At 70.3% G+C, this 12,928-nt stretch carries 11 protein-coding genes; 8 read left to right on the forward strand and 3 right to left on the reverse strand.

Annotated elements, in window-relative coordinates; all coding sequences use genetic code 11:
- Positions 1 to 43 precede the first annotated feature (43 nt).
- Complete coding sequence (locus tag ACIRQ7_RS08300) at positions 44 to 685, reverse strand: PadR family transcriptional regulator (protein ID WP_404260907.1); 642 nt, start codon at positions 683 to 685, stop codon at positions 44 to 46.
- A gap of 171 nt (positions 686 to 856) precedes the next feature.
- Here ACIRQ7_RS08300 and ACIRQ7_RS08305 point away from each other — a divergent pair, with 171 nt between their 5' ends.
- From ACIRQ7_RS08305 to ACIRQ7_RS08320, 4 genes are all read left to right on the forward strand, one after another.
- Complete coding sequence (locus ACIRQ7_RS08305) at positions 857 to 1,999, forward strand: LLM class flavin-dependent oxidoreductase (protein ID WP_404260909.1); 1,143 nt, start codon at positions 857 to 859, stop codon at positions 1,997 to 1,999.
- Complete coding sequence (locus tag ACIRQ7_RS08310; protein ID WP_404260910.1) at positions 1,996 to 2,745, forward strand: glucose 1-dehydrogenase; 750 nt, start codon at positions 1,996 to 1,998, stop codon at positions 2,743 to 2,745. Before ACIRQ7_RS08305 ends, ACIRQ7_RS08310 begins: the two co-directional genes overlap by 4 nt.
- Positions 2,745 to 3,809 (forward strand): alpha/beta hydrolase, encoded by a 1,065-nt coding sequence (locus tag ACIRQ7_RS08315; protein WP_404260911.1) that lies wholly within the window; start codon positions 2,745 to 2,747, stop codon positions 3,807 to 3,809. The genes ACIRQ7_RS08310 and ACIRQ7_RS08315 overlap by 1 nt, the downstream gene beginning before the upstream one ends.
- A gap of 125 nt (positions 3,810 to 3,934) precedes the next feature.
- Entirely contained in the window at positions 3,935 to 5,164 is a 1,230-nt protein-coding gene (locus ACIRQ7_RS08320; protein ID WP_404260913.1) for a cytochrome P450, read from the forward strand.
- Positions 5,165 to 5,252: 88 nt separating this feature from the next.
- Here ACIRQ7_RS08320 and ACIRQ7_RS08325 read toward each other — a convergent pair whose 3' ends face one another.
- On the reverse strand, positions 5,253 to 5,429 hold the full coding sequence (locus ACIRQ7_RS08325; protein ID WP_401468479.1) for a hypothetical protein: 177 nt from the start codon (positions 5,427 to 5,429) through the stop codon (positions 5,253 to 5,255).
- Between the two features lie 407 nt (positions 5,430 to 5,836).
- On the opposite strand from ACIRQ7_RS08325, the gene ACIRQ7_RS08330 reads away from it, so the two are divergent.
- Entirely contained in the window at positions 5,837 to 8,116 is a 2,280-nt protein-coding gene (locus ACIRQ7_RS08330) for a family 2 encapsulin nanocompartment cargo protein terpene cyclase (RefSeq protein ID WP_404260915.1), read from the forward strand.
- 80 nt (positions 8,117 to 8,196) lie between these two features.
- Here ACIRQ7_RS08330 and ACIRQ7_RS08335 read toward each other — a convergent pair whose 3' ends face one another.
- Positions 8,197 to 8,652: a carboxymuconolactone decarboxylase family protein gene (locus tag ACIRQ7_RS08335; RefSeq protein WP_401469266.1), complete on the reverse strand. Its 456-nt coding sequence runs from the start codon at positions 8,650 to 8,652 to the stop codon at positions 8,197 to 8,199.
- 419 nt (positions 8,653 to 9,071) lie between these two features.
- Between ACIRQ7_RS08335 and ACIRQ7_RS08340 the strand changes: the two genes are divergently transcribed.
- From ACIRQ7_RS08340 to ACIRQ7_RS08350, 3 genes are all read left to right on the forward strand, one after another.
- Positions 9,072 to 9,314, forward strand: coding sequence for a hypothetical protein (locus tag ACIRQ7_RS08340; RefSeq protein ID WP_401468476.1), 243 nt, complete (start codon positions 9,072 to 9,074; stop codon positions 9,312 to 9,314).
- A gap of 156 nt (positions 9,315 to 9,470) precedes the next feature.
- Complete coding sequence (locus ACIRQ7_RS08345) at positions 9,471 to 11,564, forward strand: bifunctional polysaccharide deacetylase/glycosyltransferase family 2 protein (RefSeq protein WP_404260917.1); 2,094 nt, start codon at positions 9,471 to 9,473, stop codon at positions 11,562 to 11,564.
- A 383-nt stretch (positions 11,565 to 11,947) separates the two neighbouring features.
- Entirely contained in the window at positions 11,948 to 12,886 is a 939-nt protein-coding gene (locus ACIRQ7_RS08350; RefSeq protein WP_404260918.1) for an LCP family protein, read from the forward strand.
- The last annotated feature ends 42 nt before the right edge of the window (positions 12,887 to 12,928 follow it).

Below are 12,928 nucleotides of genomic sequence, written 5' to 3' on the forward strand. Positions count from 1 at the left end.
GGGCCGCTCGTCGCGTGTCCGCTCCCGCCCGCTGCCCTGGCCGCTACCGGCGGCGGCGCTCCAGCTCCTCCAGGTCGGCGAGCATCGCGTCGGCCAGATCCCGCTCCGCGGCGTAGTGCCGCTCCGACCATTTCAGGACGAGCGAGGGGTAGGCCCAGGCCTCCCGGGCATCGGCGCCCGCCGCGTCCAGCTCGGCGCGCTCGCGCATCGTCTCGGCGTACTCCCGGTGCGCGCCGAGAACTTCGCGCATCCGGTCGGCCTCCAGCAGATGGCCGAGCCAGAGCCGCAGCATGACACCGTGCTTGAGGACGGGGGGCTCCACCGGTGCCTCGCGCGCCCAGCGGCGGACCGCCGCCAGGCCCCCTTCGGTGATCACATAGACCCGCTTGTCGCGACTGCCGGTCTCCTGCGCGACCATCCGCGAGGTGACGTGCCCGGCCTTCTCCAGCCGTTTCAGCTCGCTGTAGATCTGGCTGAAGGACGGGCTCCAGTAGAAGAAGCGCAGCGATTCGTCCGACCACTTCTTGAGGTCGTAGCCGGACAGCTCCTGGCCGAAGGAGAGCAGTCCGAGCACGGCCCAACTGGTGGCCGGCAGCGCAGGGTTCTCCGTGCCCCCGGCGGCCGCCTTCTCGGGCCCCGCCGTCTCCGCGCCCTTCTTCGCCTTCTTCTCCGCCTTCTCCGTCACGTTCCGCAGTCTATGACTCCCTCCCGCCCAGGCCGCGGGCCCCATCGGCGCCCCCTTCGCCTCCCCTCACCCCCTTCCCGTCCCTCCTCCTCTCCCTTCCTTCGTCACGGTGTACCTGCTAGACATATTCCTAATCGAAACACGTCTCACGAAGACGCCGGAGGTGGTCACGTGAAGTTCTCGATGATCTTCGAGGCTCAGCTCGCCGATCCGACCCCCGCACACGAACACCAGGTCCTCCGCGACTGCGTCGAACAGGCCGTGTACGCCGAGGAGATGGGCTTCGACCGCATCTGGGCGGTGGAGCACCATTCGCTGACCCAATACGCGCACATGAGCGCCTCCGAGATCTTTCTCGCCTGGGTCGCCGCGCGGACCTCACGCATCCGCATCGGCCACGGAGTGGTCACCATGCCCTTCGGCTATCAGCACCCCGTCCGGGTCGCCGAACGCGCCGCCATGCTCGATGTCCTCTCCGAAGGCCGCGTCGACATCGGCGCCGGCCGGGGCGCCACCCACCAGGAGATGTCCATGTACGGGGTCAGCCCCGAGGACACCGCGCCGCAGATGGAGGAGGCACTGCGGATCTTCAGCGGCGCCTGGCGCGAGGAACTGTTCGCGTGGCGGGGGTCGATCGACATCGGCCCCGGCGCGATCCTGCCGCGCCCCGTGCAGCGCCCGCACCCGCCGCTCTTCATGGCCTGCAGCAAGCACGAGTCCCTGGTGCGCGCGGCCGAACTCGGCGTCGGCGCACTGGTCATGGGCTTCGCGGGCGCGGACGACGTACGGGCCATGCGCAAGACCTACGACGCGGCGATCGCGGCGCGCAGCGGGAACCGGCTGGTGTCCACCGAGACCAACGACCACCTCGCCGCGCTCTGCCCCACGACCGTGCTCGACGACGGCGCGGCCGCCTACCGGATCGGGACCCGCGGTCAGCGGTTCTTCGCGGAGGCGATCGCCCACTGGTACGGCGACGGTCCCGCGCCGACCGGTCATGACGAGGACGCGGACCATGTCGCCGTACTGGCGCGGCGCCGCGACGCACTCGTCGCCAAGCTGCACGAGGCGGACATCCCGGCGCGGCCCGCCGCCACCGGCACCTTCAACGCCCAGCACGCGTACGGCACCGCCGACGACGCCATCGCCTATGTCGAGCGGCTCCACGAGATCGGGGTGGACGAGGTGATGTGTCTGATCCAGATGGGAACCGTGCCACAGGAGGTCTGTATGGAGACCATCCGGCAGTGGGGTGAGCGGGTCATCCCGCACTTCCGCCGGCGCGACGGCCGCGCGCCCGGGGTCCGCTCATGAGCGCCGCCGGGCCGCGACTGGACGGCAAAGTGGCGGTGATCACCGGCGCGGGGCGGGGGCAGGGCGCAGCCGAGGCCCGGCTGTTCGTGGCGTCCGGTGCGCGGGTGGTGATCGGCGATGTCCGTACGGAGGAGGGCCGTGCGGTGGCCGCCGAACTGGGCGCCGCGGCCCGCTTCGTCCGGCACGACGTCACCGACGCCGCCGGATGGCAGCAGGTGACCGACACCGCCGTCGCGGCCTTCGGCCGGCTGGACATCCTGGTCAACAACGCGGCGCTGTGGCGTACGGCGCCCGTCGACGAGGAGACCGAGGAGACCTTCGCGCTGCTGTTGCGGGTGAATCTGCTGGGCGCGTTCCTCGGTATCAAGGCGGTGGTCCCGGAGCTGCGCCGGGCGGGCGGTGGATCGATCGTCAACATCTCGTCCACGGCAGGCCTCAAGGGCCTTGCGCACCACGCGGCGTACGGGGCGAGCAAGTTCGGACTGCGGGGGCTCACCCGGTCCGCGGCCCTCGACCTCGGCGGCGACCGGATCCGGGTCAACTCGGTGCACCCGGGGGTGACCGACACCCCGATGGTGACGGACGCGCTGGGGCCGGACCCCGCCGCGCGGGAGTGGCCACGGGTACCGCTGGGGCGCATCGGCGCGCCGGACGACGTCGCCGCACTCGTCCGCTTCCTGGCCTCCGACGCCGCCGCGTACATCACCGGAGCCGAATTCGCCGTCGACGGAGGGCTGACCACCTGATGAACCGACCCACCCGCCCCACGGACCGGCAGCCGCCCGAGCCCGACCCGCTCCCCGCCGCCGCCCGCCGGATGGCCGACGCCATGGCCGCGCACTTCCCCGACCCCGCCCGGGAGCCGCTGGAGGCGGAGGCGCTGCGCCGCGCGTCGGCCGCCGGCGTGGCCGGAGCGCGTGACGTACGACGGGCAGAGCGGGCGGGCGTCACCACCACGGACCGGACCGTCCCCGGGCCGCCGGGAGCGCCCGCGCTCCCCGTGCGGCTCTACCACCCGGACTCCGCCGCGCCGGGGCCGCGCCCGCTCCTCGTCTTCTTCCACGGCGGCGGCTGGGTGATGTGCGACCTCGACACCCATGACGGCCTGTGCCGTGAACTCGCCCTGGGAAGTGGGGCATCGGTGATATCGGTGGACTACCGGCGGGCCCCCGAACACCGTTTCCCCGCTGCCGTCGAGGACGCCTGTGCGGCCACCCGGTGGGCCTGCGCGCACGCCGCGGAGCTGGGCTGCGACCCGGCCCGGGTGGCTGTCGCCGGCGACTCCAGCGGTGGGAATCTCGCCGCCGCCGTCACTCTCATGACGCGCGACCGCGGCGGCCCACCGCTCGCCGCCCAGCTCCTCCTCTACCCCGCCCTGGACCACCGGCTCCTCGGCCGGTCGGCCACCGCGTACGCGACCGGCTTCTTCCACACCACGGCCCATATGCGCTGGTACTGGGCGCAGTATCTGGGTCCGCAGGGCGACGGGGCGCATCCGTACGCCTCCCCGGGCCTCGCCCCCGACCTCACCGGTCTGCCGCCCGCCCTGCTGGTCCTTCCCGAGTGCGACCCGCTGCGCGACGAGGGAGTCGCCTACGGCCGGGCCCTGCGGGCAGCCGCCGTCCCCGCGCGCGTCGAGACGTACCGGGGCACCTTCCACGGCTTCCTGGGCACGCTCGGCCAACTTCCCGAAGCTGCCCACGCCCTCGCCACGGCAAGCTCCTGGCTCAGCGGGATCCTCGCGCCGCCGCGCGGGAGAACGGGCGTCAACTCCGGTGGTGCGAAGGGCAGTACGCGCCCCCTGGACTGACACACGGTCGGTGCCATAGCGTCGGCGTCACTGCCTGTCAGCCACCGCATACCGCCCGTTCACCCCGGGCGGCTTCGCGCACCCTCCGATTCCGGATTCACGCTCAGGGAAGCCGAGGACGCTCCGTGACCACCATCCCGCAGCCGCCGGACATCCTCTCCCCGGAGTTCGAGGCGGACCCCTACCCGGCCTACGCAATCCTGCGGGAGCACTACCCGCTGCTGCACCACAAGGGCACCGACAGCTACCTCCTCTCCCGCTACGAGGATGTCGAACGGGCCTTCCGCGAGCCGGTGTTCACCAGCGACAACTACAACTGGCAGCTCGAACCGGTGCACGGCGGCCGGACCCTGCCCCAGATGAGCGGCCGCGAACACTCCGTACGGCGCGCCCTGGTGGCGCCGGCCTTCCGCGGCCGGCAGCTGCGGGAGACGTTCCTGCCGGTGATCGAGCGCAACGCACGTGAACTGATCGACGGTTTCCGCGACAGTACGGAGACCGACCTGGTCGCCCGCTTCGCGACCCGCCTCCCGGTCAACGTCATCGTCGACATGCTGGGCCTGGACCGTTCCGACCACGACCGTTTCCACGGCTGGTACGCGTCGGTCGTCGGCTTTCTGGCGAACCTCGCACAGGACCCCGATGTCGCGGCAGCCGGCCTGCGGGCGAGCCAGGAGCTCACCGCGTATCTGCGGCCGATCATCCAGGAGCGGCGCGCCGCCCCCGGGGAGGACCTGCTGTCCTCGCTGTGCACCGCTGAGGTCGACGGGACCCGGATGAACGACCGGGACATCACCGCGTTCGTCAGTCTGCTGCTGGCCGCCGGCGGGGAAACGACGGACAAGGCCATCGCCGGAATCTTCCGCAACCTCCTCGCGCACCCCGACCAGCTGGCCGCCGTCCGCGCGGACCGGAGCCTGGTCCCGGTGGCCTTCGCCGAGACGCTGCGCTACACCCCGCCGATCCAGATGATCATGCGGCAGCCCGATGCGGATGTCACCCTCAGCGGCGGCACCGTCCCTGCGGGCGCCACGGTCACCTGCCTGATCGGCGGTGCCAATCGCGACGAGCGGCGGTATGCCCGCCCGGAGACGTTCGACATCTTCCGGACCGACCTCACCGCGGCCAACGCCTTCAGCGCGGCCGCCGACCATCTGGCGTTCGCCCTCGGCAGGCATTTCTGCGTGGGCGCGCTGCTGGCCAGGTCCGAGGTGGAGATCGGCGTGAACCAGCTGCTCGACGCGTTCCCCGACATCGCCTTCGCCCAGGGCACGGCGCCCGCGGAATCCGGGGTGTTCACCCGCGGCCCCGAGCGGCTCTCCGTACGCCTCTCCCCGGGCGGCGGGGCGGTCTGACACCGCCCCCGGCGGCTCCGCGCGCCGCGGCCGGCGCTCCGGGACATGGCAGGTGTCCCGGGGCGGCCCTGGGGCCCGCGCCGCGCGATCAGTTGCCGAAGGGGTCCGGGGACCGGCGGATGCTCGTCCAGTCCAGCAAGTCATCGGCCTCGCCGTGGATCTTCTCAGCCGTCTTGCGAGCCTCGGCGACCACGTCGCCGAACTCCTCCACCAGACTCCCGTATATCGGCGGCTGATCACGCTCCTCAGCAACAGTGGGGCTCACGCTGATCTTCCTCCATCACTCAAGACTACGGTCGTGGCGCTTTCCGCACCGGTAGAGCATCGTGCCAGGTCGCCTGTCGGGACACCTCATCGGGCCGAATGTCGGAACCGCGCCGGCCGCCCCCGCGCACACCGTGGCGCGGCGCCGGCGCCGGTACGCACGGCCCCTCCCGCCCGGCGGGCCCCCTCTCACCGGGCCCTGTCGTCGGCTCCGCGGTCGCCCCAATAGCACCTCCACGCCGCCCCGTTGCCCGATACCGGCAGCAGGCCCACCTTCCAGGGAAAACGGCTGCCGCGGCGCCTGACATGACCGGTGCCGGGGTAGTGCTGTGCGGTCCGGGGGCGGAGCAGCGCCTCCTCCTCCCCCGGACATACCGGCACGCGGATACCGAGGAAGGCATTGGAACAGTGACACAGCCATTCGAATTGCCGAACTTCTATACGCCCTATCCGGCGCGGTTGAACCCGCATCTCGAAGCGGCGCGGACCCACTCGAAGAAATGGGCCCGGGACATGGGGATGCTGGAGGGCTCGGGAATCTGGGAGGAGCGGGATCTCGACGCCCACGACTACGCCCTGTTGTGCTCCTACACCCACCCGGACACCCCGGAGTCGGCGCTCTCCCTCGTTACCGACTGGTACGTATGGGTCTTCTTCTTCGACGACCATTTTCTGGAGAAGTTCAAGCGGACGCTCGACCGGGAGGGCGGCAAGGAATACCTCGACCGGCTGCCCGCCTTCATGCCGATGGACCTGGCGACGCCCGTCCCTGAGCCGGTCAACCCGGTCGAGGCCGGTCTGGCGGATCTGTGGGCGCGCACGGTGCCCGCCATGTCCGTGGAGTGGCGGGCGCGGTTCGCCGAGAGCACCGAGCATCTGCTCAATGAATCACTGTGGGAACTCTCGAATATCAATATCGCCCGCGTCCCGAATCCCGTCGAGTACATCGAGATGCGCCGCAAAGTCGGTGGCGCACCGTGGTCGGCCGGTCTGGTGGAATACGCGACGGGCGCCGAAGTGCCCGCGGCCGTTGCCGAATCCCGGCCGCTGCGGGTTCTCAAGGACACCTTCTCCGACGGCGTTCATCTGCGCAATGACCTCTTCTCCTACCAGCGTGAGACGGAGGAGGAAGGCGAGTTGAGCAATGGCGTCCTGGTCCTGGAGACATTCCTGGGCTGTTCGACGCAGGAGGCCGCGGATGCCGTGAACGACCTGATCACCTCGCGGCTCCAGCAATTCGAGAACACCGTTTTCACGGAACTCCCGGCGCTTTTTGCCGAGAAGGGGCTGGATCCGCACTCCTGCGCCGACGTGCTGACGTATGCGAAGGGGCTGCAGGACTGGCAGGCCGGCGGCCATGAATGGCATATGCGCTCAAGTCGCTATATGAACGGCGGCGGGAAGGCGGCCGGCGACGCCTCCGTGCCGTTCCTCTCCGCCTCGACCCCGGCACCCTCGTCGTCCGCCCACCTCTCGCCGTTCACGCCCACCGGATTCGGGACGTCCGCGGCGGATCTCACGTCCGCCTTCGCCGCCGCCGGCCGGCGACGCGTCCGCAGCCAGACGCATGTGCCGCACCAGAAGGTCGGCCCGTCCCGGCTCCCGGACTTCGACATGCCCTTCACCACCACTCTGAGCCCGCATCTGGACGCCGCCCGCCGCAACGTCGTCACCTGGTCGCACCGCATGGGCCTGCTCAGGCCACAGCCCGGCGTGCCGCTCTCCGACATCTGGGACGAGGCGGCGCTGGTCGGATTCGACTTCGCGCTCTGCGCGGCGGGCCTGCACCCGGACGCCACCGAGGAACAACTCGACCTGGGATCGCACTGGCTGACCTGGGGCACGTACGCGGACGACTACTACCCCGCGGTCTTCGGCCGGACCCGTGACCTGGCCGGCGCCAAGGTCTGTACCGCCCGTCTGTCCGCCCTGATGCCGGTGGATCCGTCCGACAGCGCGCCCGCGCCGGTCAGTGCGCTCGAACGCTCCCTGGCGGACCTGTGGTCCCGTACGGCGCGACCGATGTCCCCCGACAACCGCCGCGACTTCCGCATCGCCATCGAGAAGATGACGGCCAGCTGGCTCTGGGAACTGGACAACCAGGCTCATCACCGCATCCCCGACCCCGTCGACTACATCGAGATGCGCCGGTCGACCTTCGGGTCCGAACTGACAATGGGCCTGAGCCGGATCGGGCACGGCCGGCAGGTCCCCCCGGAGATCTACCGCACCGGCCCGCTGCGCTCCCTGGAGAACGCGGCCGCCGACTACGCAGCCCTGATGAACGACGTCTTCTCGTACCAGAAGGAAATCGAGTACGAGGGCGAGGTGCACAACGGGATCCTGGTGGTGCAGAACTTCTTCGACTGCGACTACCCGACCGCACTGGCCGTCATCGACGACCTGATGAAATCCCGTATGCGCGAGTTCCAGCATGTCGCGGCCAGCCAACTCCCGGTGCTCTACGACGACTTCAAGCTGCCGGACGAGGCCCGCGCGGCCCTGGACGGGTACGTCAAGGAGCTGGAGAACTGGCTCGCCGGCATCCTCACCTGGCACCAGGAGTGCCGCCGCTACAACGAGGCCGACCTGCGGCATCCGCCCGGGTCCCCGGCCCGGCCCGCAGGCCCCACCGGGCTGGGCACCTCGGCCGCCCGCATCCTGCTGCCGGCCCTGACCACCGGATAGGGACGCGGCAGGGACCAACGCCGCCCGCACCAGGGCCTTCCGGCCTCCGGTGCGGGCGGCGCGTGTCGCGGGTCGTACGGCTACCAGCCGACGCCCGCGGGCTGCTTCACGGTGACATTGATCCGGTTGAAGAGATTGGTCAGGCCGATCATGAGGATCAGGGCCGCGAGCTGCCGCTCGTCGAAGTGGTCGGCGGCCTCGTCCCAGATCTCGTCGGGCACCGGGTCGGACCGGTCGGCCAGCCGGGTGGCGGCTTCGGTCAGCGCCAGCGCGGCGCGTTCGGCGTCGGTGAAGTAGGGCGCCTCCCGCCACGCCGCCACCGCGAACAGCCGCTCGTCCGTCTCCCCCTCCTTCTTCGCGTTGCGGGCGCCCATGTCGACGCAGAATCCGCAGCCGTTGATCTGACTCGCCCGCAAGTGGACCAGCTCCAGCGTCTCCTGGGGCACACCTCCTTGCCGGGTGGACCGCAGCACGGCCTGAACGGCCGACATGGCCTCGGGGATGATCACCGCGGGGTTCTGCATCCGTGCCTTCATCATCGTTCTCCCTCGGATTTCCGTCGTTACATCTGTGTGACGGATCCCGGCCCGGGAATGTGACAGGCCGCCGACGGCGACGCCCGGACACGACGCCGCACTTCAGGGGCCGGCCCCCGCAGGGCCCGCCTCCGGCCGCCAACCGCGCGCCCTGGAAACCCTCTTGGGGCACCTGATGAATAAGTATGTCGGCGAGTGAGTGCATCCTCGCCGATCAGGAATCTTGTCGCCTCCTGTGGCATTTGCCCGTCATCAAAGAGAGAAGGCGCTCATTGATCGTCTCTACTCTCGTTGACAAGGGATAGCTACACTCACGCTCCATGCGAACTGCTACCCCCCACAGCACTCGCCCCGGTAAACAAGGGAATCGTCCCGTATTTGTTGACAACTCAGGTCGACGTAGACGACTCCTGGGGCATATGGCGTTGACCGTAGGCTGCACCTGCATCGGATATCTGGTGCTTCTCGCCGTCGTGTTCGGCGGACTCCTGCAGCCCGGCGAAAGACCTGCACCCGGAAAGGCCGATCCGCTGCCCGGCGGCACCGCTCGTCATGAGCACGGTGTCCAGGGCCGCGCCGGCCTACCCGCCCACTCCGCCACCCCTGAGCCCGCTTCGCACCACACGTCGCGGACCCCCACCGACACCTCCCCCGCCCCGTGAACCACGCCGGACAGGTGAGCTCCGCCCGCTGAGCGCGCGAGCTCGCCCCCGGCGCCGACCCGAGGCGTGCCGGTGGGCACACCGCCCCTGGCGTGTGTGCCCACCGGCACGCCTCGCACGTGGCGCGTGTCTCGACAGAAAGGGACCATCGTGGCGATGGCAGGTCAGGGACGGCACGCGCAACGCCGCCCCCCACGCTGGCACTGGTTACTGCTGTTGCTCATCCTCCCCATAGTCGCCGCTTCGCTGCTCTTCGAAGGCTGGACCACCCACGAGGTCGACGGCGCTCGGACGAGGCGTGCGTGCACGAGCCCCATACCGAAGTCCGCGGACAACGGATCCCCGGTCCTGCGCATCACCGACGACAACGTCGAAACCGCGCAGATGCCGCTCCGGACCGCCGCGCTGACCTTCGACGGGGGGCCCGACCCCCAATGGACCCCGCGACTGCTGGATCTGCTGCACGCACACCACGCGCACGCCACCTTCTTCCTCTACGGAACGCAGGCGGCCCGCCATCCGGAGCTGGTGCAGCGCATCCGCGACGAGGGCCACGAAATCGGCTCGTACACCTACACCGGCGGCGACTTGGGCACCGCGTCATCCGTCCGCTCACGTCTGGAACTGTCGCTGACGCAGTCCGCTCTCGCGGGCTCCGCCGGCGTCAACACCGGGCTGCTGCGGCTGCCGCACACCACCGCCGCCGACACCATGTGCGGCGCCGAGTGGACAGCGGCCCGGCGGGCCACCGACCAGGGATACCTCCTGGTCGCCGCCACCCCTCGTTCCCGCAAACCACCACTGGGCGTGGTGCGGCAGTACAGCCACACCGCCCTGGGATACCAGGAGGCGAAAAAGCTGCTCGCGAACCCGCAAGTGGGGCGGTTCAGCACCGTCACCGCGGGCCTCGGGCGGCCCTCGCTCACCACCCCGGCGACCTGGACCGAGCGTGTCCAGGGCACGGCACTGATCTGGACCCAGTCCGTCGGGCACGCCTTCGCGAGCTCGATGACCTGGGCTCTGGGCATCGCGGGTGGCCTGGGCATGCTCCGGCTGGCGATGCTGGCGTTCCTCGCGCGCGTCCACGTGCGGCGCCAGCAGCGGTACCGTTCCGGCGCGCCCTGGCTGCACGAGGTGACCGAGCCGGTCACGGTGCTGGTCCCCGCGCACAACGAAGAGGCCGGTATCGAGGCGACGGTGCACTCGCTGCTCGCCTCCACCCACCGCGACCTCCAGATCATCGTCATCGATGACGGCTCGACGGACCGCACGGCGGACATCGCGCGCTCCATCACCGATCCGCGGGTCACGGTGGTGCAGCAGCCCAACTCCGGCAAGCCCGGGGCGCTCAGCACCGGTCTGCGCTACGCGCGTTGCGACATCGTGGTGATGATCGACGCGGATACCGTCTTCGAGCCGGATGCCCTGTACCGGCTCATCCAGCCGCTGGCCGATCCGGTGGTCGGCGCGGTCAGCGGCAACACCAAGGTCGGCAACCGCCGCCGCCTGCTGGGCCGATGGCAGCACCTGGAGTACGTCCTCGGGTTCAACCTGGACCGGCGGATGTTCGAGGTGCTGGAGTGCATGCCGACGGTTCCTGGTGCCATCGGTGCCTTCCGGCGGGACGCGCTGGTGTCCATCGGCGGTGTCAGCGACGACACGCTCGCCGAGGACACCGACATCACGATGGCCCTCTGGCGGGCCGGCAGACGCGTGGTCTACGAGGAGACGGCCATCGCCTGGACCGAAGTGCCCAGCACCCTCGACCAGTTGTGGCGCCAGCGGTACCGCTGGTGCTACGGGACGCTGCAGTCCATGTGGAAGCACCGGCACGCACTGGTGGAGGTCGGCACGGCCGGCCGGTTCGGCCGTCGCGGACTGACGTACCTCGCGCTGTTCCAGATCGTGCTGCCGCTGTTCGCCCCGATGGTCGACATCTTCGCCCTGTACGGAGTGTGCTTCGGCGACTCCCTGCAGGCCATCGGTGTCTGGCTCGGCTTCCTCGTCATCCAGCTGGTCACCGCCGGATACGCGCTGCGGCTGGACCGCGAGAAGCTGAGCGCACTGTGGGCGCTGCCGCTTCAGCTCTTCGTCTACCGGCAGCTGCTGTATCTCGTGGTCATCCAGTCGGTGGTCACCGCGCTGCTCGGCACCCGGCTGAAGTGGCACCGCATGCACCGCGCCGGCACGGCCAACCAGCATCTGCTCAGAGAGCCCGTCCCGTATTCGGGCAGTTTGCCGTCGAAATGACCGAGGAGAGTTGGACCATGAGGAACCCGCTGGGCAGGTGGGCATCGAATGACACATCCGCAGCGTTTCCGGGCGGCTCTCACGACCGCTCGGCGGAAGGAACCGAAGGAGCCGAAGGAGCCGACAGCGGAAGGGGGATCCGTGAAGCGGGCGGTGGGGCGTACGGGAGCGATGCGTACGACGGGGCCGCCGGGCGGGTGCTGAACGTCCCGCAACCGCCATCGCCCGCCGAGGCACCACCGCCCCGACACCACGACGGCTACGGGGAGTTCGGCGCACACGACACCGTGGCGCCGCCGCACGGCGGGGTGCCCCGTCCCGCCCCGGGGCGCCGGCCCCGTAGCCGTAAACGCAAGCGGCCGGTCCGCCGCATCGCCGTCGCCGTGCTCGTCGTGCTCCTGGCCATCCCCGCCGGGACCCTGGCCTGGGCCGACAGCAAACTCAACAGCAAGGTCGATCTCAGCGACCTGGGGGAGCACCCCGGGCCGGGGAAGGGCACCAACTATCTCATCGTCGGTTCCGACAGCCGTGAGGGTCTCACCGACAAGGAGAGGCGGGACCTGCACACCGGTACGGCCGGCGGCCGGCGCACCGACTCGATGATCCTGCTGCACACCGGTGCGTCCGGCAGCACGATGCTGAGCCTGCCGCGCGACTCGTGGCTGACCGTCCCGGGCTTCACCAGTCCGAGGACGGGCAAGCACTTCGGACCGGCGAAGAACAAGCTCAACGCGTCCTTCTCGATGGGCGGCCCCAAGATGCTCACCCGCACCATCGAGCACAACACCGGGCTGACGATCGACCACTATGTCGAGGTCGGGTTCGCGGGCTTCGTGAACCTCGTCGACGCGGTCGGTGGCGTGCGGATGTGCCTCGACCGGAACCTGAAGGACAAGAGCTCGGGAGCCGACCTCAAGAAGGGCTGCCACACGCTCGACGGCGCCTCGGCGCTCGCCTTCGTCCGCCAGCGCCATCAGGAGAAGCGGGGCGACCTGGGCCGTACCCGGAACCAGCAGAAGTTCCTGTCCGCGCTCGCGCATCAGGCCGCGGCGCCGGGCACCGTGCTCAACCCGTTCGCGCTCTACCCGGCGCTCAACGCCGGGCTGGACACCCTAATCGTCGACCGGGACACGGGCCTGAAGGACCTCGCGTCGATGTTCCGGGCGATGCAGGGCATCACGAACGGCCGCGGCCGGCAGATCAACGTCCCGGTGGCCTCCGCCGCCTTCCCCACGTCCAAGGGCAGTTCCGTCCTCTGGGACACCAAGCGGGCGAAGCGGGTCTTCGACGACCTGAAGCACGACCGGCCCGCGAGGCCCTGACGGGCGGTCGGCCACGGGGGCGGGGGCGGTCGCGACCGCCTC

Source organism: Streptomyces sp. NPDC101393, assembly GCF_044767385.1.
Lineage (GTDB): Bacteria > Actinomycetota > Actinomycetes > Streptomycetales > Streptomycetaceae > Streptomyces.